Below are 23433 nucleotides of genomic sequence, written 5' to 3'. Positions count from 1 at the left end.
TCAGTTTTGGTCCTCGGCGTAGATGCCGGAGCTGATTACCTTTGAACCAACAAGCATGCGACCATAGACGAGCGGTACCGGCTCGCCCTGCGCCGCACTGTTCACCGGTCCGTTGAAGTAGTACGACGTCCCGTTGTTGGGGCCCTCGCCGGCGAGCCCGCTGGTTTGCGGACTGAGCATCTGCATGACGCCGCCGAGCATCATCGACGCGCCCAAGCCGATCAGCGTGGAGCCACCGAACTCGCTGGTGAAGACTCCGACCACAACGAGCGCAGCACCGAGAATGGTCTGAAACAGGCCTCCGTTCTTGCTGCCGATCAGGATCGGCGCGATGCGTATTTCGTCGCTACCGACCGGATGCTCGATCTCATCCTCTGCCACTTTGCGCCGTCCGTGGAATACGGCGAACGTCAAGCCGTTGTCCTTGGCGTTCATCATGAATTTCTCGAAGCCGGGAACGGTCACGCAAAGGGCGCGCACAGCCTCACGCGTCGAGGCGACAGCAAGGCGATGCACGCGGCCAAAGCGAGTCCCAGCGACGCCATAGAGGCGTACGGTTCTGAGTGTGTCGGTCATTTGCTTATCCTTTGTAACGCAGCACCGTGCGTAGGCAGTGCGCCCACATGCCGCCCCAGACCGTACGCCGGGAAAGCTGCCCATACATGTGGTGCAAGAGCACGTTGTCACCCAGATACACGCCAGCGTGATTCGGCACACCGTTCCTGCTGCGGATCTGCATCAGCACGACATCGCCAGCAAGCAGCTCAGCTTCCTGTCCGACATTCGTGAAACCTGCCTTCGCGAAGTTATCGAGGTACAGGTTCGACTTGCCGTCGTCCCACCACGCGTCCGGCCGCTCGAAATCCGGAAGATCAACACCGCGCTCGAGGCGATACCAGTCGCGAATAAGGCTGTAGCAATCGACGGAGCCGTGCACGAACTCGCGCCCGAGCAATGGCGGCACATAGCCATCTGGCGAAAACTCGCACCAGTCATCGACGGCGATGGACCCGTCGGCCTGGACACCCAGCGACACGATCACCCACTTGTCGACGCCGCTCTTTTCGCACATAGCCCGGTCTGCAACGCTCGGGCGGGCCGCGGCGCCCGGGTGCGAGTGCACAACCGCGACAATCGTGCCGCGATCCTCGGCGGCCGCGTAGTCCTCGGGCGACATCACGAAGTGCTCAGACGGCGTGCCGGCGATGTTCCGGCACGGCGCATAGAACTCGACACCGTGGACGAGCAGAATCAGACCGCAGCACTCGCGCGGGTATTCCGCGAGCGCGTGTTCCGCGATCGCGTTCTTCGTCTGTTCGTTCATCAGGAAAGGGTGTCGCTGAGGAAGCCGCCGAAGCTGAGCGGCTGGTTGACGCCGAACCTGCACTGGCAGCCGGTAGTGATTTGCTTGCTGCACCGATCGAGCGCCGGATCGGAAACAGGGTTCCCGTTCACATCGAAATAAGCCGTCCCGGTGTATCCGCAGTTAGAGTCCCGGTAGGTCCATTGACAGGTCGGCGCGATCTGCCGCGCGGGCAACTGCTGACCGCCGAAGTCGAGCGCCGACGAAAGCATGAAGTCGACTTGGACGTTCGTCTCGCTGCTTTTCTGCTCGATGTACCACAGCTCGGGCGCCATCTCCTGCGTCGGGTCGGCTGTCGGATTCCCGCCCGGGAAATTGACGGCATCAAGATACTTAGTGAGCGTGCGCCGGCGCCGCACCTTGGCGCCAACCATGTCGGCTAGATAGACGCACAGCGCCGAGATTGTGCCGCTGAGATTGCCGACCGACAGTGTCGGCGATGGCTGCTGCGAGGCCGATGTGTGCTCGAATCCGCTCGCGTCTATCGGCCATGGCTTGTATTCGTTACCCTGCCAGAAGATCAACGCCGATTGCAGATGGCCGTGAAAGCGCAGCATGTCGCCGCCGATCGCCGTGCAATCGACCTCGAACAGCTCGACAAGCGCGCCCGGCTCAAGTTGCTGGACGTCGGCCGTAATCATTTGGCCTCCAGCACAGCAATACGCGCTAGCGCCGCGTCTAGCTGTCCTTTCAGTTCTTTGATGGCAGCTATGGCGACCGTAGCCAATTGCGGGTACTGCACCCCAATGTAGCCCTTTTCCGGGTCAACTACATCCACTATTTCCGGGAAGTGCGCTTGTACGTCCTGGGCTATGACGCCGATATGTACACGGGAATCGTTAGCCTCGCCTAACGCCTCCGCATGGTCGTCGTCCGACTTCCACGTATAACGAACCGTGGAAATAGATATTACCGCGTCTAACACTCCGGTAAGGCTACTCCTAACGTTCTTTAGGCGCGAATCAGACTGGCCCGCCCATGAGGTCGAGCCGTCTACGATGTAGCACCCGCCCGCGCCCTGGTTAAACACAACAATGTTGTTTGCCGCGTTAGGCCCCACTAACCAATATTTACCAGCCGGTGCGAGGTTATTCCGTATTGCTAACGATGCGTAGTTTGCCGAGGACGATACAGTAAGGCCGGGAGTAATGGACGTTTGGCTTGGTCCAATATTAACGTTCCCGGACGGGTCTACCATCATGGCGAAAGTAGACTGACTGGCCACGAAGAAATACAGCGGGTTGCCCGTATTTATGCTACTACCGGCACCACCGGAGTAAATATAAGAACCCGCACCACTAGTGTACATCGCTAAAAACTTAGCGTTAGTAGGGTCCGCAGCGTTCCATGAGTAGAAGCCCGCCGTGGAGCCCGTCCCATTTGGAATGGCCCCTACGGTAGTTCCGCCGTTAGCCGCAGACGTTTGGAGCAGTGTTTGATTTTTGCCTCCACTGGAAAAGTCACCGACAATACGAGCTTGCGCCCCCGTCAGTGTTAGCCCGGTACCGCTGTAAGCTCCCGCGCTAGATATAGTGGCTTGGCTGGACGCACCGAAAGACGCGCCTCCTGTAAGCGTTGCTAGGCCAGTTTGCGTGAGCGTGCCCGTTACAGACAGGTTCCCGCCTACGGTCTCACTACCACCTACGGTACAGTTACCATTTACAACCTCGTTATCCGAGTTGCTACGACCCCGCGTAATCACGTTCCACGCGTGGATACCGTCTGTATCCATAAGGGCCGATTCACCCGGATTCAATTTTGAGAGGGCTACGGTATCGCCCGACCCCGCAGTGATCGCCAGCGTTACAACGGTCGCGCCAATATTGCGCAAAAGCAGAACGTTGTCGGCGCCGCAGGCTGACGCGGCCGGAAGATTGATAACGCCAGCAGAGGCTAGAGCGATATTAATTCGCTTGCCGACATGTGCAACAGTGAGAGCTTGTGCGCTAGTGATGCCCGTTGCGCTGGCGAGCGCGGCCTGTGAATTGAAGACGTCGACGTTCGAATTGATTTTCGTGAATGCCGTGCGCACGGCATCGCCATCGGTGCCGGTCGGAGCCGTACCGAGAACTACTTTCTGAAGTGATGTCATGGTGCTCAGGGAGCGAAGGTTTGATCGAATGTCGCAGTGATCGTGTATGCGTCGCCATCTCTCGTCGGCTGCGAATACTTCTCACACGTAAACAGCGCGGGCGCAGCCCACAGCAGCGGCGTCCAGTTGAATGCGATTGCGCCAGAATGCGCATCGAGGAACGCCATGATTGCGCTGATCGTCGCGGCGTCCCCGATGAACTGAAGGTTGAAACTGGACGACTTGCTGTTGATGCCGTCGGCAACGCGTTGCACATATCCGTCGGCAAACTGCGCCTTGCGGACGCGCTGGGACGTGCTGCCTGACGTGCCTGCTACCGTGGGCGACCACGTAAATGTGTCGGCCATTACGCGATCCCGTTTTGCATCTTCCAGAGAGCGCCGCCCTGCTTACGCTCACTTTGAAGCACGGCCTGCACCGCCTGCTTGATCTTCATGCCGAGGTCGCCTGCGTTGCGCTGATCATCAGCGGACCCGCCACCCTGGACCGACACCGGCACGCTTACACTGATGTCACCGCCACCGCTCGAGGAAGTGATCGCATGATTCGGGATGATCGTTCCCGATGTGCCGGGATTAAAGAGCTCCGGTCCTTTCTCGCCGACGAGGTACGTCGTGCCAGCGTCTACTGAACCGCCGCTCGCGCGCGCCGGGACCGTCCCCCAGCCGCCGGTGTTGTTGACGAGGTTGTCGAGTGAATTGCCGCTCTGCACGTTTGCGCCGAAGGTCGCAAGGCCATTGCCGAAGTAGCTGCCAGCCGCGCTGATCGCCATGTTGAACAACCCGGAGATCGCGGCCTTCGCCTGCATCCGGACAATGTCAGCGATGATGCTGTCGGCCAGGCTCTTGAAATTGAGCTTCCCGGTCGTGGCGAACGACACAAATGCGTCTTCCATGCTCTTGGCGACGTTCGTCACGGCTGACTCGGTCTGCGCCGCCATGTTGTGAGCCGAATCCATATAGTTCGCGATTCCCGCCGTCGCGCCATTCGTCCAGTCGGCCTGCTTCGCCTTCAACGAAGCGTAGTACGCGTCGTAATCCTGCAGCGACTGATCCAGCCCGGCCTTGATGTCTGCTGACGCCTTCATGTAATCGGCGCCGCCAATGAGATCCTTAGGCGTCGCCTTGTCCAGCTGCTCCTGCAGGCGTTGATACTCCGCATAGATCGACTTCACAGCCTGCACATTTTTCAGTGCGTCGGATCCCATGCCAAATGCGTCAAGCTGTCGTCCGTACTGATCGTTCTGCCCCCGCTGGTAGCTAGCAATGGAAGCGTCAATCTGTGCCGACCGCTCCTGCAACTTTGCGACTTGCTCGCGATGCGCGATCTCTTTTTCGAGCTCGACGTTGCGCTGCAATTGCGCGCGGATGGCATCCTGGTCCTTGACGAGGCTTGCTTGCTGCGGCGTGAGCGTCTTGTTTTTCCAGTCGCTGATCTGCTGGTTCAACTTCGCGAGTTCACCTTCTGCAGTCGTCAGCTTTCCAGTGACAGATAACTGCGCCTCGAGCGCGGCCTGCTGGTCGTGAAGTTGCTGCAGCATCCGCTCGCCAGCATCATCCTTATATGCCTTTGGTTTGGGCGTCTTAGGGTCCTTGTACTTGGCATCGATGTTTGCCTCATCGGCAAGCTGCTGCTCAGCGCTCAACCCTAGCGGACCGGCGATCGTATCGAGGTATTTCTGGATTTCTTTGGCGCGCTTTTCGGCGGGCGTCGCGAACTGCTGGTTGAACGTATCGTACGCGTGCTTTGCGTCGATGGTCTGCTGATTCTGACGCTCGACCCGTGCCTTGTCCTGGGCAGCCTTGATCGCTGCGTCGCGCGCGGCGATAGCTTTCTGAAGTTCCGCCTCGTCTTCCGACGACCATTGTCCGATCGGCAGCCGGGCAGTTTTGTTGTCCTGCAGGCGAGCTACGACCTGCCCGGGCGTCGCCGCTGCGCCGAACGAGCCAACTGCCTCGATGGCGCCGTTGATCATCGCCTTGATGTCGCGCCAACCCGCGAGAATGATTCCCTCGTTGGCCGCGATTTCCTTCGTGCGATCGTCCATCGCTTGAGAGAAGGCCTCGACCGCGACTTTCGCTGCGCCGGTTGCATCGCCCTGACGCTCGAGCGCGGCGATCTGGTCATAAGTCGCCGCGGTCAGGTAGTGATACTGGTCGTTCAACTTCACCGAGGCTTTCACTGGCTCATCGGCGAGCTTGGTGAAATCGTCCACCATCTGCTTCACCGACACGCTCGTGTAGGTCGCGGCGTCGGCCGCCGACCGGCCAAGATTTGCGATTTCTTCGCCGGTGAGCCGGCCGGTCATCGCCAATTCTGTGACGGCTTCAGCCGCGGTGTTGAACGTCGCGCCGCCCGCCGTCGCCGCCGTCGCCATGTTGCGAAGCTGGTCGGTCGTCACGCCTGCGTAGCCGCCGGTCAGCAGCAGCGCTTCGTTCATCTTCTCGTTCTGGCTCGCCACCATATACATGGCAGCGCCGACGCCCGCGATGGTCAGCGAAAGCGGATTGAGCAGCAGATCGAGTGCGCCGGCAAGCGACAGGAAGCGCGTGAACGAACTGGCGAGGCGCGTGAAGTTGCCGCTCGCCGCCTCGCGGCCCAGCACCCCTAGTTCCGCAGTAACACCAGCCGTAGCGCCCGCTGCGCCGTGCGCGGCAGTGGCCTCCACCGCGTACATTGCTGCCATTTCCTCGCCGAGCGCAATCTGCTGCTTGCGCAATTCGATTTCCTTGGCGATCGCCGCGACCTGCGCCGTCTCGGCTTCGGTGAATCCGGCCATCTGCGCGTCATACTCGACCATTTGCGCCTGAGTCGCGGTGAGCGCGGTCAGTTGCCGGCCGAGTGCCTCGGCGACCTTTTCCGCCTCTGCGCCGATGGTCGTGGAGGCAGCCTTGAATTCTGCCGTCACTGCCGCCTGCGCAGTCGCAGCGGTCCGGGCCGAGGTCGCGATACCGGTATTCGCGCGCTCCGCCGCCGTCGCCGCGGCGGCCATGGCGTCGACGCTGGCCGCGTAGCGCTCGGCCGCGTCGTTCTGGCTATTCAGCGCGGCTGTAGCCTCGAGCGAGGCCGCAACCATGGCGGAAATGCGCGCGGCAGCGGCCTCGGCCGTTTCTCCGACAGCCGCCGTCGATCCGACGACCTGGCCATTCGCGGCGTCGATCGCATTCATCTTTTCGATGTACGGCGCAATCGCATCGGAGACGCCAAGCAGAGACGCCTTATAGGCGAGCAACTGGCGCGAGTTCATGCCGTACGTGTCGGCCATCTTCGCCGCTTGCTGCACAAGCGAGTTGATCGCGCGCTCACTTGCCTTGCTGCCGTTCGAGTTCGCCTCAGCTATCGCCGCCTGCGCGATCTGCGTGCGCTGTGCCGCCGCTTCCTGCGACGCGATGAACGCATCCATGCTGCGCCGCGCGCGCTCCACTCCGGATTCAACGCCAGTAGCATCGAGCGAAACTCGAATCAACGTCTCTTTGTCAGCCACCAGTTAGCTCCGATATTTTCTTCAGCAGAACCGCATCCACCGCCTCTGCCGCGGCCGTTCTTTTCGCGTCGAAAGACGGCCGCAAGAATGGCTGTGCGGCCATCTTTGACGTGCCCGCCTCGACGAAGCGCCCATAAAACGCGTCTTTGCTCCAAGTCACAATGTATGAAGCAATCCGCCCCTCGACGGATTGCTCTTTGTCGTATGCGATGAGCAGATGGTCGCGAAGGAAGCCGGGGTAAATCTTGGTGCCTTTGCGCTCATAGGAGCGAATGCCCACTGGAACGCGGACCTTCATTTCTTCGAAATAGACTCGCGCGCCGGCAACTGCGGCCTGCCGCAAAACCGGCTCGCTCGCTATTCCGTCCAGTCCCCGGAGCGCCTCTGTCAAGGCCTCAGGGTTCTCGATGCTGAAGCTCTTTCCCATCAGTTCGCCTTGCTCGGGAACATCATGGATAACAGCAGGGTTGATTGCGCTTCGGGGTCGTCGAGCAAGACCGGCTCTACGTCTACCGCGGCCTGCTGTGCATGCTCATTCCACGTCATGAAGTCGAGAGGCCCGAAAGGATCTTTGCGGACCTTCACATCGCGGTTGATGTTCGCGAGCATCGACGCAATCGTGCCCGCGCGGAGATCGTCGTAATGGCTACCGCGCCGGTCAAGCTGGTACGAGGCCATGTATTCGACGAACTCCGCGCTTGTGATGCGCTGCTGCAACTCGGTTACTGGGATGCCGAAGTCGACGCTGAGTTGGAGCCAGAATCGCCGCTCGGGGCGGCTGCGGAGTTTTTTACCGCATCCTCCACAGCAGCCGGTTGCATGCCGTTGAGGCGAATCGCAACGTTGGCGATTCGATCAATGGCGGCAGTTCCCTGAGCGCGCAGGTTCGCGACGTCAGATTCGTCGAGCACGAGCGCGCCCGATTCATCGACGACGGTTGCAAGCAGCAGACTGGCTTGCGACTCGCTGATGGGAACCTTGCCTGCCTCGCGCTTCGCGTAAAACGCGTCGCGGGCGAGGCCCGACATTTCCGACACAATGACAGTGACGCCATCGCCCCACTCGGGAACGTCGACGGTTTCCGTCTTGAGGTGAGCGGCGCTGAGGACTGCGGTTTTCGTTTCTTTGCTGAGAATGGGCACGTTAAATCCAGTGTGGTTCAGTGTGAAAGGACTGCGGCCGCGCTTTACGCGTAGACCACGTCGCCGGTGATGCGGATGGAGACGCCGGTCGTCTTCAGGATCTGATCGACGCCGCCATCGAGCGGGCTGTTCTTGACGTAGCCGCTAAACGTTGCGGTCTTCGTGTTCGGCAGCGTCAGCTTGAAATTCTTCAGCGTGCCCGCGCGCTTCGCCGCGTCGCATGCGAGTTGACCCGGATCGGTGAAATCCTTGTCCACGTCAAATGTGAAGTGGCCGAAGTCCTGGAGGCCCAGCATGAATTCCTTTGCCGTGCTCGACAGGTTCGTCTTGTCGATTTCGTTGGCCTGGCCGTCGAAGCCTTTGAAGTTATTCAGGTTGCTGATCGGCGTCCACGACACCGGCGTTGCTGTGCCCGCCGCAGTGACGGTCTTGCCGGTCGTGTCGATGTCCGCCGCGAAGGTATTCGCCGTGACGTTCTTGATGACGACGGTTTGGCCATTCAGCAACGCGGCATCTGCGCCCGTCAGGCCCGCCAGCGTCACGATGTCACCGTTCGCGAAACCGTGCGCCGTCGAGGTCACGATAGTCGGGAAGCCGAGAGCAATCGCGGTGATGTTCTTTGCCACGCCGGCCGAGCCGGACACAGCGAGGGTCGATCCCTGAGCGGAAATCGCGGTGCTTGTCATTTAAGACCTCACAAATGAAAAAACCCGCTCAGGGCGGGTCGTGGTGGAAAAAGAAGCGGTGGTCGGCGTTACGGATAAAACCAGATCGAGAAGTCTTCGCGCGAGCCATACAATTTTGTATCTGGCTCGTAGTTGCTAACCGGCGCGCCGATCGTCACTGCCTTGACGGCGGGCGCGGTCAGCGCGGCGATCACGCTTTGCATGAGCGTCGTCGCCGCCGTGCGCGTGTCCGCCCACACGTTGAGTTGCATCCGGGCGTTCTGCAGATCAACGTTGTTGCTAAGGTAGTTCGGCGACTGGCCGCCGACAGCCTGATAGGTGATGTACGGTCGAGGCGCGCCCGTTAGCGCCACGTCCGGATACACGCGAAACGTGCCATCCCCGTTCGGCACGAGTGCCTTCAACGCAGCGAAGACAATGGCCTCTGCTGAGTTAGCCATTGTTCAAGCCTTCTTCCGCCATCAACGTGACCATGCGGTTGCGCTCGTCTTCGTTGATTGAATCGTGAATGTCGAAAATGCGGGTTCCGAAGACGATGCGCATCGCGGCTACGTCTTTGGGATTCGCGAGTTGCGGCGCATAGCGCACAGTCACCGAGTGCGTCACGGATGACTGAACAGCCTGTGCGGCGAGCCGCTCCCGGCCGGTGGTCGGAGAAACCTTTCCCCAACACGTGAAGACATCGGTCCACACGTTGACAGGCTCGCCCAACTCGTCCTGCGCCGTAGATTTCGCCTGGAATGTCAACAGGTGACGAAGTTCGCCGGCGCGCATCAGGCGTAACCCATGATCCGGTACGGATCGAGCAGAGTGTCGACGTAAGGCAATTCCTGAACCGTGACGCGCGTCGCGACAGACACCTCTTCGCGGTTTTCATACAGCGCGCCGACGCGCAGCAAGATCCACGACTTGATGCCGGCCGGCACATCGACAGCATCGCCATAACCCGCGGTAAAGCTGATCTGGACAGCGTTAGTCGTGTTTTCAGTGTCGGGCCAATAGGTGCCGGTCTTCGGCGTCAAGACGCCCGGCTCGCTGATCGCGTCGACCACGTATGCGGACGGGCCCATCGTCTGCAACACGCCGTTCGGATCGATGTATTTCACAGCGTCGACTGACTGCAGGCGCGGAAACGGAATGTCGATCTTGCTGCCGCGGAAGCGCACGGCGTAATTGCGCATGGTCATCCATGCGGACGGCAGCTGATCGACCGGAACATACCCTGGGATCACGCCGTAGTACGTGTAGTACGGGAACGCGTCGAGGAACAGGTCCCACTTCTGCGTGACGAAGACGCGCCGGCACACGTTTTCGGCGTGGATCCGCGCGGCACTGATCAGCATCGCGATCAGCGTGTCTTCACTGGAGCCGGTCACGCGAAGATGCAGCTTCGCCTCGTCAACCGTGACCGGCTCTTCTGCCGGCGCCTGCGTCAGTCTGATGCCCATGCTTTAGCTTGCCGCTGCCTGCGAACCGTCAGCCGCGTCGGCCTGCTTCTCTTCCGAGATCGCAGCGGCGACCTCGGCGGCCGCGGCGGGGTCTTCAAGCACGACAACGGGGGCGCCCTTGCTGGACGCGTACGCGACAGCATCCTCGTGGTTGTCGACCACGCCAGCGGCCGCCAGCGCCTTGATGACGGTTTCCGGGCCTTCGGCGAGCTGGCCGCACTTGATGCCCAAGCCGACATGATCGGCCAACACGCGGGCTCGCGCGCTTTGAATTTTTGCCATGATGGATTCCTGAGAGAGGTGACGCGGCGAGCCGAGACCCGCCGCTAACCGAACCGAAAGACGGCTTACCGATTACGTCGCCGAGTTCGCGTAGGTCTTGACGGCGCCGCCGGCGTCGATCAGGTTGCCACCGGTGCGAAGGAAACCGACGAAGCCGATCTGACCATTCAGCGTGAATGCCGAGTCGGTCATGCGGAACAGCGTCAGGTCCATCACGTCGCGAATGACGTACTTGGACAGTTGGCCGAATGCGATCGATTCAGCGTTCGCCGCCATCACCGGCATGTCCTGGTTGATGTAGATCGGACGGCCCATCAGGCGATCAGGTGCGCCGCCGTTGACCATGGCGTCGGCCTCGTAGCCCGGCACGAAGATCGGACGGCCTTGGCTGTCCTTGATCTTGCGGATAACCTTCACCGACGAGTCGTGCATCATGTAGCCGACGCCCGGCTGGCTACGGTATGCTGGGTCTACGGAATGCTCGAGGTCGACAAGATCGTCATAGACCACGGTGAGCGTCTGGCCGGTGGCGCCGACCTTGCCCGTGTTGGCGGCCGTAATCAGGCCGCGCGGCTGGTTCGTGCCGGTGCCGGTGGTGAAATGCGTGTTCTGGATACGGCCCAGACGCATCGCCAGCAAGCTCTGGATGTATGCCTCGATGTCGATGAAAGAGTCCTGTACCAGTTCGAAGGGCAGAGCGATTTTCTTCGAACTGTATTTGTAGACGTCCATCGAGATGTTGGAGAACGTCGTATCGAGACCCGTAACCGGCGCATTCTGGCCGACGATTTCGCCGACTTCGGCGGTCGGATCGGTCGTCGGGAAATTCATCGACGCGCCCGTCGCGGTGCGAATCGCGTGCGCTACTGCGCGCATGCCGCCGTATGCCCTCATGGCGATTTCGAGCGAGCGCTGATACTCGGTCGCCACCGTGAAGCCGCCCTCGGTGGTCGTCGTCGTCGACATCGCATTGCGGATGTCAGGCGTCTGGCGTGCCAGCATGCGCGCGCGGTCTTCGTCAGCCATGTTCGAAATGCCGCCAGCCATGAATGCGCGAAGAGCGCGCGTTTCATCGCCGTGCGCACCGGGCGTGCGCGTCGCTGCGTTCATGGCTGCGGCATGCTGAGCAGCCGGATCTTCTGCGGCTAGTTGCGCGCGGCGGTTCTCGCGGGCGATCTCGCCGTCGATGGCCTCGATTTCGGCCAGAATCGAATCCATGCGCTCCGCTTCGGCGGACGGCATGCGCTGGTCGGCGGGAAACTTGTTGTTGATCTCGTTGGCTTCTTTCGCCTTCGAATTGCGCAGTTCACGCAGTTGTTGCAGCTTCATGTGAATCTCCTGACAGGGATGACCGCTCGCGCAGGTCGTTAGGACGAAAAAAAAACCGCCCTCAGGCGGCAGTTCTCAGGTGCGCGAGGCGCGTCACTGATGGTTGATGCGATTCAGCATGCGCATACGCTGCTGCTGACGCTCACGGTGTTCTGCCGTAATGGCTTCGACGTGCTCCGGCTCGGCGTTGGCCTGAGGCTTCGGAGCATTGGCGTAGGCGCTCAAGTCCCACGATGCCTGCGCTCTCGGCGCGTTCTCAGCGACGCGGTCGGCGAGGCCGATTTCGACAGCCTCTTCGGCCGTGAACCATGTCTCGGCGGTCATGAGTGCCTTCATGTCGTCCGCGCTCTTGCCGCTGCGCTTCGCGTACTGGCCAGCAATCACGCCGTCGGTCTTGTCGAGCAGCGCCGACGTGGCCGCGAGGTCAGCAGAATTTCCGATGGCGACAGTCCAGGCGCAATGGATCATGTACATGGCGCCGTCCGACATTTCGACTTCATCGGCCGCCGACGCGATCACGGTCGCCGCGCTCGCCGCGACGCCGTCGATGTGAGCAACCACCTTCACGCCGGTATCACGGATCGCCGCGACGATCGCCTGCGCCGCGAACACGTCGCCGCCGGGGGAATTAATGCGCAAATGAACCGTGCCGCCCTTGATGCCCCGAATTTGCGGCACGAGTGTTTGAGCGGAGACGCCGCCCCACCATTCCGCCGTGTCATCGTCGGCGACAATCGCGTCGTAAATGTAAATGGTGACGTCTTCGCCCTGCACGTCAAACGCTCGTGGCTGCGCTGGCCGGCGGTTTTTCGCCAGCAGCTTGATGAGCTTGCTCATGTTGCTCCTTCGTCGGGTTGCTGGCTCGGTGCCGGAGCCGTTTCTGGTGCCGCCGGCGTCGCGACTGCGGTTGCCGTAGTCGACACGCCGCTATTCACCGTGTCGCCGCCCGCGATCGGAGGCAGCAGCTTGATATGGCGGACTTCGTTGGTCGTCATCCATCCCGGTTCGCCTGCACGGCCGAGCGCAACGCGTAGCGCCTCGTTTTCCGTCTTCAGGTCGCCGCGCTCGATGCCGGAGACGTCGAACTCGACGAAGAGCTTCTGGCGGACCGGCCACAGCTTGCGATTGAATTCCTGCTCAAACTTGCGCAGGTCGCGCAGGAGGGTGTATTTGACGAAGCCGCGGCCCATGTTTTCCTGACCGGTGCCCCATGACGTCGATTTCTCAGTGCTGCCCACCATGAACGGCGGTACACCCAACACACGGCAGATCTCCTCGAGGTTCCAGCTCGACGTCGCGAGGATCTGTGAATCGACAGCCGACAGCGTCAATTGCTGCACCTCCAGCCCGCCCGTGAGGATTGCCGGAAGGTGCGCATTCGCGACGCCGCTGTGCCGCTCGCCCCATGTCGCGCGCAGCAGCTTCGCCTGCTCTTCGGTCAGGTTGCCGGTGGTCTTCAGAGCAAAGTCGGGTCTGGCGCCGTTCGAAAAGAAGCGCGCGCTGTACTCGCTCGCGGCAAGCGACGTGCCGATCGACTGGCGCGCAGCATAGGTGATCGGGCTCGGACTGCGGATGCCGTCATAGCCGAGGCTTGGAATGTGGATGATGTCGGCAGGATGCAGTACGTACTCGGCACCCACCAGCGGCTGAACACGGTAAAACAGGCTGCCTTTGCTGTCGCGGAACGGAAACACGCGCAAGGGATGGTGAGCCTTGAACCCGCTTACTGCGTTGCTCCGGAACGACGGTCGAATGATTTCAGCGAAGCAGTCACCGTAGAACAGCCGCGCCGCGACCATGTATTCCCAGAAGACCGCCGACGAGATGTCTGGCTCCGGCTGCTCGTTCAGCAGCCACCAATAAGGGTGCTCGACTCGCTTCCGGCCGTCCGGCGTGCGCTCATAGATCGGCAGCGGCAGCGTGGAAATAGCGCCGCCGATCAGCGCGACGCAAGCGTACACCGCCGACACCTTCATCGCGGTCGTCTCGTTGACGACCGGGCCGGCATTGCTGATTGCGCCGCCGCCGATGATGTTCGCCAACTCCTGCACCGTCAGGCTCTGGCGCGTCTCGTTCAGGTTGTTCACGCGGCCCGTCGTCTCGGGGCCATGCTGAGCGCGCCAGGCGTTGAGCACAGCGGAGCCAGGCAACCGGGCCTTCGCTTGTGCAGCCTTGAATGCTTCGCTCATAGGATCACGATTCCCGGTGTTGGCGCTGACTGCGGATTGAGACTCATCAGGGTAATGGCGTTGAAACTCGCCATAAGTGGGTCGATTTTTGCCGTCCCGCTGACTTGTTTTGTGATATTCACGGCATTTCCAACAGGCACAATGCGCGCATTGCCAACGCACCACGCCATCATTCGCTGACCGCCGTGCACGAGGACGCCTTCGGCAAGTTTTCGCTCAGTGGTTTTGATTGCGCCGGACATCTTCCAGCCTTGCGAAATACCGATAACCAGTTCCTCGGGCACATTCGCCTCGACTAGCGCGTCAAGAACGCCACCGATGCCGGCCGGATCTGCGCCGACCTTATCGAGCCGACCCGACGCATAGATTGTCGCGACGATTTCAGCGACGTCGCGCACGTCATCGCCGATCTGCTCAACAACAGTCAGATCGCCTTCTCTCTCGAAGTCGCGCAGCGTCGGTGCGACTTCTTTGCGTCGTTCGAACACCGACGGGTGCGCCCAGGCATGCGTCCAGAGCAACCAACGCCGCGTAGAACGCTCGCGACCGACTACCGCCAGCCCCAACAAGTCGTCCAGGCCGCCACCGTCGATCCCAACATCGATCACTTCGGAGCGCTCGATCAGGTCTTCCAGCGACAGCTGCGGTGCCAGAGCGGAACGCTCCCAGAACTCCGCACCGGCCCAGCGATCAGAGCGCAGCGCAAGGCCGATTTCGACGTTTGCATGCTTTGCGAGGAAGCCGCGGAACGATTCCTCGCCCTCGGTCTGCGCCTTCTTGAACTCGCGCTCGAGGAACTCCTGATCAACCGAATAGCCGAGGTTCGGGTTGACCATGCCGAGGTTTTCGACCTTCAGATGCTGCTTGCTCGCCACCATCTCAGGCGGGTGCTCGAAGATCACCGGCACGAAGCGCTTGTCTTCAATCTTGCCGTCGCGCACGTCGCGCGCATACTGCAGCTTCTGGCGAAACACGCCCGCCGGCGGATCGTCGGACTGGGTCGTCAGATAGATGACGAAGCCTTCGGGCCGCGAAGCCAGCCCGCCGATCGCTTCGCGCAGCATGTTCTCGGCGTTCGCCTGCTTCCCGAACAGCCACAGCTCGTCGACCAACGTTCCGACGCTCTTCTTCCCGCCGACGGTATTCGAATCGGCTGCAACCACCTTCAGCGTCGCGCCGCTGTTGCGGTGCGTGATCGTCTTGATATGCGTTTGCACCTGAAGCAGCTCGTCGAGCTCTTCGTCGTGCTTCACCATATCCCGGCTGGGGCTGAAGCTGTTCTGCGCGACCTCGATCGTCGGCGCCAGAATCGCGAACTCTGCAGACTGCCGCCAGTTGAGGATGACGGCGGTCATCATGATCCCGGCCGCAATCGTCGACTTCGAGTTCTTCTTGGGCAGGCAAATGAACCACTCGGTGATCAACCGGCGCCCGCTCTCCGGGTCATACGCGCCGAAGATGGACGCCACCAGGTCGAAGACCCACTGCGCGCACGACTCGCCGAACGTTGGGCTGCCTGGCGCATCGACAATCTTCAACTGCTTGAAGATCGCCAGCGCCTGATCGGCCTGCTCAGGGAAGATGGGCGGCGGAATGATGGACTCGCCACGCTTGAGCCGGTCGGCCCAGTCGAGGCAGCTTGTCTTCCATTCCATCGATCACTTCCGGTTGTTCACCACCAGCTTCGGGGGAGCCGTCGCCGCGAACTTGCCGGCGCCGACCTTCTTTGCTGCATCCGCTTTCGCGTCCTTCTTACCGGCCTCGCCGACCTTGGCATGGACAAACGGCATGAGTGTCTTGGCGGCGTCGATCCGCAGCTTCGGCTCGGTGTTCTGGTCGTTCATGGCAGCGAGCAGGAACGCCTTGGGATCCGAAAAAGTCAGGATCGTATTCAGGTCGAAGCCTGCCGAGACCGCTGCCGCCGTCATCGCTTTGTCGGTTTCTGTCGGCTGCGCTTCTGCGCGCGGCGCCCCCTTCTTTCGGCGCTCGGCCAGGTACGCGACCACGTCCTTGTCTTTAACAAGTCGCGATCCGGCCGCCGACGCGGTCGCGGCGCTGTAACCAGCCGCGATAGCCGCGTCCTTATTGGACTTCCCGGCTAAAACAGCATCGGCGAAGAGCCGTTTCTTGCTGTTAAAAGCCATTAACAAAAGCTCCAAAAGGGGAAAAATTCTGCGCGTGAGAGAACGGTCGGTTTCCCGTCATGCGGAACGCTAGAGTTTCGATGCCCCCACCCCCTCGACGCCGCTGCGGCGCGCCGGGCGGGGCTGTGACGGCCTGCCGTGCTGCTCTTGGTGCAGCTCGAACCCATCGCAAGCCAGCCCGCTACAGCGCGCCTTCTGCTGATCGGCCCTTCGCTTCGCTCGCCGTCTTGACCTTGTGGCAGTCATCGCACAGCAGGTTGAGGTTGCTGTCGTCGTTGCTGCCGCCCTGCTCGAGCGGCACGTGGTGGTCGACCTGATCGCGCCACGGCAACCACACGCATCCGCAACCCTGACACTTGAACTGCTGATCGACTGCAACGCGCTGGCGCATCTGCACCCATTTGCGCCCACGCACGCGAGGCGTCGTGCCTGCCTTGGCTTCGAGCACCGGCAAGCGGTTTGTGTTCGCTGCTGGCACACGTGGCTTCAGCGTGGTGAGCTTGCGGCTCATCGCACCGTGACGCGCATCGCGCGCTTGACGATCGCTGCCAGTTTGTCTGCGTCGGGCCGTGCGCGAGCGAGCACAGCGCAGATCGCGAGCACATATATGTATGGCTTGAGCCACCACGCGAACGTAAGGCTGAGCTTTACCTGCGTTTGCGCCATGTGATGCACCCATTGAATAGAAAAAGCGCCAAGCCGGTTAAGGGTTTGGCGCAAAGCCACACGCGGAGACAGCGACGACAAAAGCGGCTGTAGAATCGTTGCGCCGGAAGGGCCGGCACACAAAAGGAGAAAACGAATGTCAAACGGCGGACCAGCTTTCCCGGTGCCTGAAGTTCTATTGCAGAACGGACAGGTCCGGCCTACAGGCGCTGCGGGTATGACCTTGCGGGACTACTTCGCTGCGGCCGCACTTCCTGCCATCATCGGGCGAGTTCCGGGCGGCACGCGCCCAACTGGCCCGGGCAGAACCATTCAAGACGAAGTGGCGGACGCTGCCTACGCACAAGCAGATGCGATGATTGCAGCGAGAGACAAGTAAACGAGAAAAGCCCGCGCGGCGCGAACCGTGCGGGCCTAGTGAGCGGGTCGAGCAACGTTGCAGCTTTTCTTTGGCAGGGAGATCGGGCGAACGCACTTGATGCGCCCGGCTCGTCCGTCGCTCCCTCGTTTCTGCATACGTGCGCATTCGCGCGCCGCTCACACTCAGAATAGCAAAAAGCCCGCTGGCTTTCACCTGGCGGGCTTCGACAACGATTTTCCCAGCCTTATGCCAGCCGACTCGCAAGGCTGCCGGCCGATTCCTTCTCCGGATGCTTGAGCGACTGTGCCATGAAATCGCCCTGCTTCAGATCCTTCTGATCGAACCATTGGCAGCGGACATCGTGTCCGTTCACAAATGCAACTGTCAACAAAGGACTGCCGCTTTTCAGGACGACGACGTCGCCTGCTTTGATCTCACTCACACACACCTCCGTTTTTGTGGAGATGCAAGAATAATCGAAGTCAACGAAACGAAAAAGCCCGCTCAGCTTTCGCTTTGCAGGCTCTGTTCGCACCAATGGTACGGTATATGAAAATGGATGATATGACGGCGTTTTCCGCCAGTCAAGCGGTTTGTAACAGCATGCCCGCCTCGTCGAGCCGCTCGTACCATTTTGTCCACGCGTCTTTCTCTGCATCCTTCAGGAAGTTTCGGATCAACGAAGCGTGCCGATCAGCCGTGCGCGGGGGGATGCCGAGATCTTCGGCGATTGACTTGATGTCGTGCTTTTCGCCGAAGTACTTATCGACGACGGCATGCCGATGCCGACGGAATGAAAATGCGCTGCCCAATGCAGGCATCACCAGCTCGGTGATCTGGCTCACGGCGTCGCGATAGATCGGATTTGCCTTCCAGCCGCTGCAGCACGCGTGCTTGCACTCACAGCGCTCTTTTCGCGGCGAGTTCTTCGCCACCAAGATGAGCATCTGCAGGTAGTCGAGGGCGTCTAGTTCGGCGAACACCATGCCCGACTGCGCTGCGCCATCCAGACCGACCAGCCCGCGCCCGCTACCATGCGCGCCGCGCTGCAGCAGCTTAGCCATCGGCGACATCGCGTACTGCTGTGACGTGTAGTTGCATGCAAACACGATCGCCTCGTGCGCGCTCTTGAAAATGCCTTCGTGTTGGATGGCTTGCATAGTCACCTTGTGTTTTTGGTAATCGGTCACATGACCACCGTGAAATTAATGCCGTGATAGGTCAGCCAGTCGCTGAGTGAGCTTCGCAACTCGACTGCACGCGGCCACGGGAATTCGACTTGCAAGCGCCCGTTGCTGAGTTGGTCGATCTGCCCCACGAGCGGACAGCCGTCGAACGAAATCAGCTTCGCGCTGCCGTTGTCGTCGACGCGTTGCCGGCTGGACGCGATCAGTGGATCAGGCACGTCGGCGTATTGGATGTATGCGTGTGCGCTCATGCTTCACTCGCCGTCGGCATCTTTTGGTAATCGACGGTCACGGTAACGATCGCTTCATACTCAGAACCGTAATTGCCCATGCGGCTGCTCAGTTGAACATTCACGCGGGTGCTATCGGCGTCCATCGGCACATCAGCGGCTGCGCAGACTTCGCGCGCGAGGATCTGCTTGATTTCGTCGACGCCAAGCACGGCGCGATGCGTCTGCGTATTGGTGCGCGCAGTGTTGAACTTGATCTCGCTCATGCTGTTTGCTCCCTCACGTCCCATTCAAGATCGCCACTGGCGAGAAACGACGCCAAGGTGCGCTGGTTGTCCTTCACTATCGCGCGGCATACGAACACGCCCTCTTCCACCCAGCCCGGATCATTTTCTGTGATTGCGGCCCGGTGATGTTCAGGAATCCATGCGTGCACGTAGATCGACGGCAGATCACGATCCAGTCGCCGCGCGGGTCCGAAAACCTTGTAAACGGTCGTCGTGATTGGGCGGTACCGCTGATACGTCGTCACAACGCCCATGCCTTGACGCCGCTTGTGGTAACCAATGCCGTCTGGAATCAACACCTGCAGAATCAAGCGGCCTCCTGCATTTCCAGTCCCATCTTTCGAGCGCGGACCGGCTCCCATCGCGCGAGAGCATCGTCGAACACCTCACACTTCTCTTCGAATGGCGCGCCGCTGCGATCCAGCCAGTCATGGCAGATTGCGCAACCCGGCACAGTGAACCAATGCTTGGACTTCACACCCATGCCTTTTCCGTGTTTCGACTGATTCGAATGGCAATCGACAACTGTCGGATCCGCCCAATCCGTCCATTGGCACTTCACATTCAGGTAGCACGGTTCGCCGCGGCACGCCGCGAGATACTTCGCGCCGTCGGCGATCGTGACGCGCTTGCGTTGCGTTTTCATCGCGGCTTTGCGCGCCAGCGTCTGTGTGTTGCGGTCGAGCTGATTCTTGGCTGGCTTGCGCTCGATTCGTTTGCCCGGCTTCTTGAATGTCGAGTTCCACATCACTCGGCCTTCTCGCGCTTTTGGATTTCGCGGTCGATGTACCAGCGCGCCTTCTTCAGATCCTCGACCGCGTCGCTCTTCAGGTCAGCGCGCCACACGTACTTGACCGCGTTCCCGAGATTGAAGCCCATATGCTCCGTAATTTGAATGCACTCGACGCCGCTAGGGTGTTGGGTGTAATGCTTCGGGTGATTGACGCTGTCCGGCGGCGCATGGTCCCGAATCGTCGGCGACTTGCCGTCTTCTGCGCACGTGTTACCGGCTATGCATAGTTCGGCGCGTGCGCAGACGTGGCCAGAACCACAAACGACTACTTTTCCCTTGAGACTCATGCGGCCACCTGATTCATAATTGAAAAGAATGGATTGCCTTGACCGGCTCGGATCATTCGCCGCTCTTTCGCTTCCCGATTGGCGCGCGATGCCGACTTCCGCGGAGGCCGCGGCGCATCCGGCCCACTCCCTAGCTCCCACAATCCCGCATTGCACCCGAACGTTGAGAATCGGGCCCACTCACCGACCCGGAACTTGCCGCCGTGCAACTTAACGAGCGCCTTATGTACGGCATTGCGCGATGCCCCGGTGCGCTCCGCAAGCTGAATGATCGAAAGGCGTTGGCCGTCCTGCAGGATCTCTTCGCACGCCCGCGCTACCCACGAATACCCAGTGCGCCCGGTCCGTGCCTTGCACCCAGAAATACCTAGACGCTGCGCCTCGCCCCGAGCGGCTAAGTAGCCGCGGTGTGGAAGCAGGCGCGCAACAGCGGCTTTGATCGACTCGTTACCGCGCCAGATCTTCTTCAGGATCCGCACTTCTTCAGGCGTCCATGCCTCAGCAGCGCGCAGGGAAATACCGATGCGACTGGCGTGCGTCCTGGCGGCATCCCAAGTGCGCCCAGGGAAACGGTGCATTTGGGAGCACAACGACATGTCGCTGTTTGCTATTTCTGCCAGCAGCGCATTCTCTGCGGCGGTCCACTTGCCGGCCATTACTTGATCCCCTCCATCTTGATGCGACGCGGCGCCCTCATCAGAAATCCTCCCTTATCCACTCACCTTTCACGAGACGCACTGCGATAAAGCGTGCCCACGGAACAGACGCGGCCGCGACCTTGATCTTCACGCGCGCGTCGTCGGTCCAAAAACCCTTGACCTCATGAAACTGGACGCGACCGCCCGCCCACACGCAAAAGTCCGGCGTGTAGAAACACAGCGTCGCGCCAGCAAGCCGCAACTTCACAGACTCGAACGCAAAGTCATCAATCTCGCCGATGTGCTTGCGCGCGGCCAGCAGCTGGCTGTACGCACGTTCAGTCTTGTTCATCTCTCCGCGCGGCTTGCGGCCTAGCGCCTGCATGCGTTGCACCGATGTCTGCGCGCGGCCAAGTAGTTGCGCAATGGGCGCGTCTAGCGCGGTCGGCGCCGTCGACTCGAGGCGTGCCGCGGCACTAGCTACCTCGCCGTGAATACGGGCTGTGCCGAAGCGACCGCCAGCGATCGCGCTTTCCGGGTAGCGGAGTGCGTTCTTGTTCATGACGCGTAGTCGTCCACAGGCATTAGCGCGTCGCCAAATGTGCGGCGAGCGAATTGGTACAGATCGACGGAATTGAACCGCTGCGCATCGGTGAGTACGTGTTCTATGGCCTTCGTGTCTTTTGCGGCGCGAGCAACGATTACCCGGTAGTACCGCCAGTCTTCGTCTGCTTTGCGGTCACGCCGACCGAGTTCTTTGCCCTTCGCATCGACGCCTTCAGGCGACTTGAACCATTCCCCTACCGGAGCGGTTACCGTCGCGGGCGCGGCCGTCGGCGTCATGACCTCGGCAACGAAAGGAGCAACGAAGCCTGCATACGTCGGGCGCTCGTCGCTGTCATCGTTGCGGCGCGCAACAGCGCGGCGGTGCGCTTCACGAAGCTGGTCTGCATTCACACCCTTCCCGACCCACGTGAGGACGTGGACGCGATCCTTGGTTCGATCAATGGTCAGGCTCTTGCCGCGTTCGGCTTCCATTGCGATCAGGAGATCAGTGAGTACGCGTTCGGGGTTGTTTTCGCTTTTCGAATCACTGGCAGCAGCAGCGGCAAAGTTATCCACAGGCGGCTTCGCGTGCGTTGCTGCTGCTGTAATCTCTGAAGTAGTCTCTGCAGTAGTCTTTGTCTGAATAACGACTTGGTCTTTTCCATCCCCGCGGTCGAGGTTTTCAACTGTCGGCGGACAGGGTTTTTGCTCATCGGCGGACTTGGGTTTTCCTGTTTCCCGAAATGGACTTTCCCCATTCCGGGAAGTGGACTTAACCTGTTTCGGCGCATCGCCACACAGCAACGCTTCGAGAGCATCTTCATCGATGCGAAAAAACAGTTTGTGTTCGAGTCGCTTGTTGGTTTCGACCAGAACACCGCGCGTGCGCAATGCCTTGCGCGCGGTGCGCTGCTCTTCGTATGAAAGCCCAGTCTCTTCCTCCAACTCATCGGCCGTCTTGAAGACGCCAAGAGGGTTCTGTGTGCGCGCCTGCCAATAGAACAGCTGACCGAACAGAACGGCCGCGTTCACGCCGCCGAGCTTAGGCGCCAGGCCAGGGTGATACGCGATCGGACGCCCGATCTCGCGGAGCAAGTCTGTCAGCTTCACGCGGCGTCCTTGACCGGCAGGCCCACGGTCTCGTTCAGCACGCCGGTCGCCACGCACTTTTGCGTGCCGCGCACCTTCAGCGCTTCGTCGTCGAGCAGATCACGCACGCGCCCACAGACGCTCGACAGCCGCAAGTTCGTGCGGTCAGCGATCTCCTGCCGCGTCAGGGTCAGGTGCTGGCTGTAGAACAAGTCGAGAATCATCTGCTTCTGCGTGCAGCGCTTGGCGCCGGTGACAGAGTCGTAGCCGGCCAGTTGGGTGTGCGTGGTGCGCATGGTTACTCCGCCATACCGCGCAGGCGCGCAGCGATGTTGAACAGGACTTGCGCGTGCTTAAAGATGCGAGCCTCAACGCGGTCAACCTCTTTTTCTTCCACCCGGCCGTCTTCCAGCGTTTTGCAGATTTCCTTTCCGACTTCGCCGTGCGTGGCCCACGCCTCGCCCATCAGTTCGACGATCGCGGCGTCGGTGCAAGCGTCGACATTAGGGATCTTCACCAAGGCGTAGCCGCGCTCAGTGGCCCACGCTTCCAGTACGCGGTCGTCGTCAGCCATCGCCGTGATGTGAACGGCATCCATCAGCGTTGCCTTGTGCGTCTCGGTGTTCGGGTTGACCTTGCTGCGGAGCACGGCCGCCGACATGCCCACCCGGGGCGCGAGCGACTCGCATCCGCCTTTGTAGGCATGCGCTACGGCATGAAGGGTGTCGAGGATGTTCAATTGCTGCTCCACACAAACGTGTTTTGTTGCGCTTAGGACAGCTAAAGTGCAACTCAACAAGAAGAAAATCAGGAAAAGAAAAATGAAAACGCTACGGGAATCTTTTGCTGCCGCCGCGCCCGATGGACGCGCGGCAGTTACTTCGCTACTGCTGATTGCTGCTTTACAACCTCTTTCAGCGCCAGATATTCGGCCGTCAACGAAACTCGAATTTCAGTCAGGCGAGCCGGCGATGCGCCGTTTGCCGCTGCTTGCGCCTGCGCATCTCGAATCTGCTTCTGTTCGGCTGCCGTAAGCGCCATGCCTTCTATCTCCAGCGTGCTGCGCAATGGGGCGGGTACCCCGGCTCTCGCCTGTAGAATTTGGAGTTCTCACACAACCAAGTTCTACGGGGATACCCATGACGACATCTCAAGAACAAGTTTTCAATTTCATCGTCGTGCTGGATTCC

The 23433-nt window shown here is 60.6% G+C and carries 34 protein-coding genes; 1 reads left to right on the top strand and 33 read right to left on the bottom strand.

Translation table 11 applies throughout. The features are described 5' to 3' along the window. The 33 genes from RW095_RS26930 to RW095_RS26770 all read right to left on the bottom strand — a co-directional run bounded on the left by RW095_RS26930 (window position 1) and on the right by RW095_RS26770 (window position 22982). Window positions 1-576 carry a tail assembly protein gene (locus tag RW095_RS26930; protein ID WP_317021869.1) on the bottom strand — a complete coding sequence of 192 codons (576 nt, stop codon included), beginning with the start codon at window positions 574-576 and terminating at the stop codon, window positions 1-3. A 4-nt stretch (window positions 577-580) separates the two neighbouring features. Next, window positions 581-1324 carry a C40 family peptidase gene (locus tag RW095_RS26925; RefSeq protein ID WP_317021868.1) on the bottom strand — a complete coding sequence of 248 codons (744 nt, stop codon included), beginning with the start codon at window positions 1322-1324 and terminating at the stop codon, window positions 581-583. Next, window positions 1324-2004, bottom strand: a complete 681-nt coding sequence (locus RW095_RS26920) for a phage minor tail protein L (RefSeq protein ID WP_317021867.1) — start codon at window positions 2002-2004, stop codon at window positions 1324-1326. Before RW095_RS26920 ends, RW095_RS26925 begins: the two co-directional genes overlap by 1 nt. Further along, window positions 2001-3455: a tail fiber domain-containing protein gene (locus RW095_RS26915; protein ID WP_317021866.1), complete on the bottom strand. Its 1455-nt coding sequence runs from the start codon at window positions 3453-3455 to the stop codon at window positions 2001-2003. The genes RW095_RS26920 and RW095_RS26915 overlap by 4 nt, the downstream gene beginning before the upstream one ends. A 5-nt stretch (window positions 3456-3460) precedes the next feature. Continuing rightward, window positions 3461-3802: a phage tail protein gene (locus RW095_RS26910; RefSeq protein WP_317021865.1), complete on the bottom strand. Its 342-nt coding sequence runs from the start codon at window positions 3800-3802 to the stop codon at window positions 3461-3463. After that, window positions 3802-6939 carry a phage tail tape measure protein gene (locus RW095_RS26905; RefSeq protein ID WP_317021864.1) on the bottom strand — a complete coding sequence of 1046 codons (3138 nt, stop codon included), beginning with the start codon at window positions 6937-6939 and terminating at the stop codon, window positions 3802-3804. Before RW095_RS26905 ends, RW095_RS26910 begins: the two co-directional genes overlap by 1 nt. Then, window positions 6932-7366 carry an HK97-gp10 family putative phage morphogenesis protein gene (locus RW095_RS26900; RefSeq protein WP_317021863.1) on the bottom strand — a complete coding sequence of 145 codons (435 nt, stop codon included), beginning with the start codon at window positions 7364-7366 and terminating at the stop codon, window positions 6932-6934. The genes RW095_RS26905 and RW095_RS26900 overlap by 8 nt, the downstream gene beginning before the upstream one ends. Continuing rightward, window positions 7366-7656, bottom strand: a complete 291-nt coding sequence (locus RW095_RS26895) for a phage tail assembly protein T (RefSeq protein ID WP_317021862.1) — start codon at window positions 7654-7656, stop codon at window positions 7366-7368. The genes RW095_RS26900 and RW095_RS26895 overlap by 1 nt, the downstream gene beginning before the upstream one ends. Window positions 7657-7661: 5 nt before the next feature. After that, on the bottom strand, window positions 7662-8081 hold the full coding sequence (locus RW095_RS26890) for a hypothetical protein (protein WP_317021861.1): 420 nt from the start codon (window positions 8079-8081) through the stop codon (window positions 7662-7664). A gap of 44 nt (window positions 8082-8125) precedes the next feature. Beyond that, window positions 8126-8767, bottom strand: coding sequence for a phage tail tube protein (locus tag RW095_RS26885; RefSeq protein WP_317021860.1), 642 nt, complete (start codon window positions 8765-8767; stop codon window positions 8126-8128). Window positions 8768-8835: 68 nt separating this feature from the next. Next, window positions 8836-9207, bottom strand: a complete 372-nt coding sequence (locus tag RW095_RS26880; protein ID WP_317021859.1) for a DUF3168 domain-containing protein — start codon at window positions 9205-9207, stop codon at window positions 8836-8838. Continuing rightward, complete coding sequence (locus tag RW095_RS26875; RefSeq protein ID WP_317021858.1) at window positions 9200-9541, bottom strand: phage head closure protein; 342 nt, start codon at window positions 9539-9541, stop codon at window positions 9200-9202. Before RW095_RS26875 ends, RW095_RS26880 begins: the two co-directional genes overlap by 8 nt. Continuing rightward, window positions 9541-10215, bottom strand: coding sequence for a head-tail connector protein (locus RW095_RS26870; protein ID WP_317021857.1), 675 nt, complete (start codon window positions 10213-10215; stop codon window positions 9541-9543). The genes RW095_RS26875 and RW095_RS26870 overlap by 1 nt, the downstream gene beginning before the upstream one ends. A gap of 3 nt (window positions 10216-10218) precedes the next feature. Beyond that, window positions 10219-10497: a hypothetical protein gene (locus RW095_RS26865; protein ID WP_317021856.1), complete on the bottom strand. Its 279-nt coding sequence runs from the start codon at window positions 10495-10497 to the stop codon at window positions 10219-10221. Between the two features lie 72 nt (window positions 10498-10569). Then, complete coding sequence (locus RW095_RS26860) at window positions 10570-11826, bottom strand: phage major capsid protein (RefSeq protein WP_317021855.1); 1257 nt, start codon at window positions 11824-11826, stop codon at window positions 10570-10572. A 93-nt stretch (window positions 11827-11919) separates the two neighbouring features. Next, a complete protein-coding gene (locus RW095_RS26855; protein WP_317021854.1) occupies window positions 11920-12663 on the bottom strand; it encodes a head maturation protease, ClpP-related in 744 nt (247 codons plus the stop codon). Continuing rightward, a complete protein-coding gene (locus tag RW095_RS26850; RefSeq protein ID WP_317021853.1) occupies window positions 12660-14015 on the bottom strand; it encodes a phage portal protein in 1356 nt (451 codons plus the stop codon). The genes RW095_RS26855 and RW095_RS26850 overlap by 4 nt, the downstream gene beginning before the upstream one ends. Beyond that, a complete protein-coding gene (locus RW095_RS26845; RefSeq protein WP_317021852.1) occupies window positions 14012-15670 on the bottom strand; it encodes a terminase large subunit in 1659 nt (552 codons plus the stop codon). Before RW095_RS26845 ends, RW095_RS26850 begins: the two co-directional genes overlap by 4 nt. A gap of 3 nt (window positions 15671-15673) precedes the next feature. Further along, window positions 15674-16159 (bottom strand): terminase small subunit, encoded by a 486-nt coding sequence (locus RW095_RS26840; protein WP_317021851.1) that lies wholly within the window; start codon window positions 16157-16159, stop codon window positions 15674-15676. A gap of 181 nt (window positions 16160-16340) precedes the next feature. Beyond that, on the bottom strand, window positions 16341-16670 hold the full coding sequence (locus tag RW095_RS26835) for an HNH endonuclease (RefSeq protein WP_317021850.1): 330 nt from the start codon (window positions 16668-16670) through the stop codon (window positions 16341-16343). Beyond that, window positions 16667-16825: a hypothetical protein gene (locus RW095_RS26830; RefSeq protein WP_317021849.1), complete on the bottom strand. Its 159-nt coding sequence runs from the start codon at window positions 16823-16825 to the stop codon at window positions 16667-16669. Before RW095_RS26830 ends, RW095_RS26835 begins: the two co-directional genes overlap by 4 nt. Window positions 16826-17430: 605 nt before the next feature. After that, window positions 17431-17628, bottom strand: a complete 198-nt coding sequence (locus RW095_RS26825; protein WP_317021848.1) for a YodC family protein — start codon at window positions 17626-17628, stop codon at window positions 17431-17433. Window positions 17629-17770: 142 nt separating this feature from the next. After that, window positions 17771-18346, bottom strand: coding sequence for a hypothetical protein (locus tag RW095_RS26820; RefSeq protein WP_317021847.1), 576 nt, complete (start codon window positions 18344-18346; stop codon window positions 17771-17773). A gap of 26 nt (window positions 18347-18372) precedes the next feature. Next, a complete protein-coding gene (locus tag RW095_RS26815; protein WP_317021846.1) occupies window positions 18373-18624 on the bottom strand; it encodes a phage portal protein in 252 nt (83 codons plus the stop codon). Then, window positions 18621-18869 carry a hypothetical protein gene (locus RW095_RS26810; protein WP_317021845.1) on the bottom strand — a complete coding sequence of 83 codons (249 nt, stop codon included), beginning with the start codon at window positions 18867-18869 and terminating at the stop codon, window positions 18621-18623. Before RW095_RS26810 ends, RW095_RS26815 begins: the two co-directional genes overlap by 4 nt. Next, complete coding sequence (locus RW095_RS26805; protein ID WP_317021844.1) at window positions 18866-19201, bottom strand: hypothetical protein; 336 nt, start codon at window positions 19199-19201, stop codon at window positions 18866-18868. Before RW095_RS26805 ends, RW095_RS26810 begins: the two co-directional genes overlap by 4 nt. After that, a complete protein-coding gene (locus tag RW095_RS26800; protein WP_317021843.1) occupies window positions 19198-19638 on the bottom strand; it encodes a hypothetical protein in 441 nt (146 codons plus the stop codon). The genes RW095_RS26805 and RW095_RS26800 overlap by 4 nt, the downstream gene beginning before the upstream one ends. After that, the gene (locus tag RW095_RS26795) at window positions 19638-19970 is read right to left on the bottom strand and encodes a DUF3310 domain-containing protein (RefSeq protein ID WP_317021842.1); all 333 of its coding nucleotides are present in this window, start codon (window positions 19968-19970) and stop codon (window positions 19638-19640) included. Before RW095_RS26795 ends, RW095_RS26800 begins: the two co-directional genes overlap by 1 nt. Then, a complete protein-coding gene (locus RW095_RS26790) occupies window positions 19967-20626 on the bottom strand; it encodes a hypothetical protein (RefSeq protein ID WP_317021841.1) in 660 nt (219 codons plus the stop codon). The genes RW095_RS26795 and RW095_RS26790 overlap by 4 nt, the downstream gene beginning before the upstream one ends. Before the next feature lie 40 nt (window positions 20627-20666). Further along, on the bottom strand, window positions 20667-21170 hold the full coding sequence (locus RW095_RS26785; RefSeq protein ID WP_317021840.1) for a PDDEXK family nuclease: 504 nt from the start codon (window positions 21168-21170) through the stop codon (window positions 20667-20669). Further along, a complete protein-coding gene (locus RW095_RS26780; RefSeq protein ID WP_317021839.1) occupies window positions 21167-22264 on the bottom strand; it encodes a hypothetical protein in 1098 nt (365 codons plus the stop codon). Before RW095_RS26780 ends, RW095_RS26785 begins: the two co-directional genes overlap by 4 nt. After that, complete coding sequence (locus RW095_RS26775) at window positions 22261-22539, bottom strand: hypothetical protein (RefSeq protein WP_317021838.1); 279 nt, start codon at window positions 22537-22539, stop codon at window positions 22261-22263. Before RW095_RS26775 ends, RW095_RS26780 begins: the two co-directional genes overlap by 4 nt. 2 nt (window positions 22540-22541) lie before the next feature. Beyond that, complete coding sequence (locus RW095_RS26770) at window positions 22542-22982, bottom strand: phage regulatory CII family protein (protein WP_317021837.1); 441 nt, start codon at window positions 22980-22982, stop codon at window positions 22542-22544. Between the two features lie 46 nt (window positions 22983-23028). Between RW095_RS26770 and RW095_RS26765 the strand changes: the two genes are divergently transcribed. After that, window positions 23029-23277: a hypothetical protein gene (locus RW095_RS26765; RefSeq protein WP_317021836.1), complete on the top strand. Its 249-nt coding sequence runs from the start codon at window positions 23029-23031 to the stop codon at window positions 23275-23277. The last annotated feature ends 156 nt before the right edge of the window (window positions 23278-23433 follow it).

It is taken from the genome of Paraburkholderia kirstenboschensis (assembly GCF_032806925.1).
In the GTDB taxonomy this organism is placed as follows: Bacteria; Pseudomonadota; Gammaproteobacteria; order Burkholderiales; family Burkholderiaceae; genus Paraburkholderia; species Paraburkholderia kirstenboschensis.
Note: the sequence above shows the minus strand (reverse complement) of the source record. Positions and strands in the feature narration are given on the sequence as shown.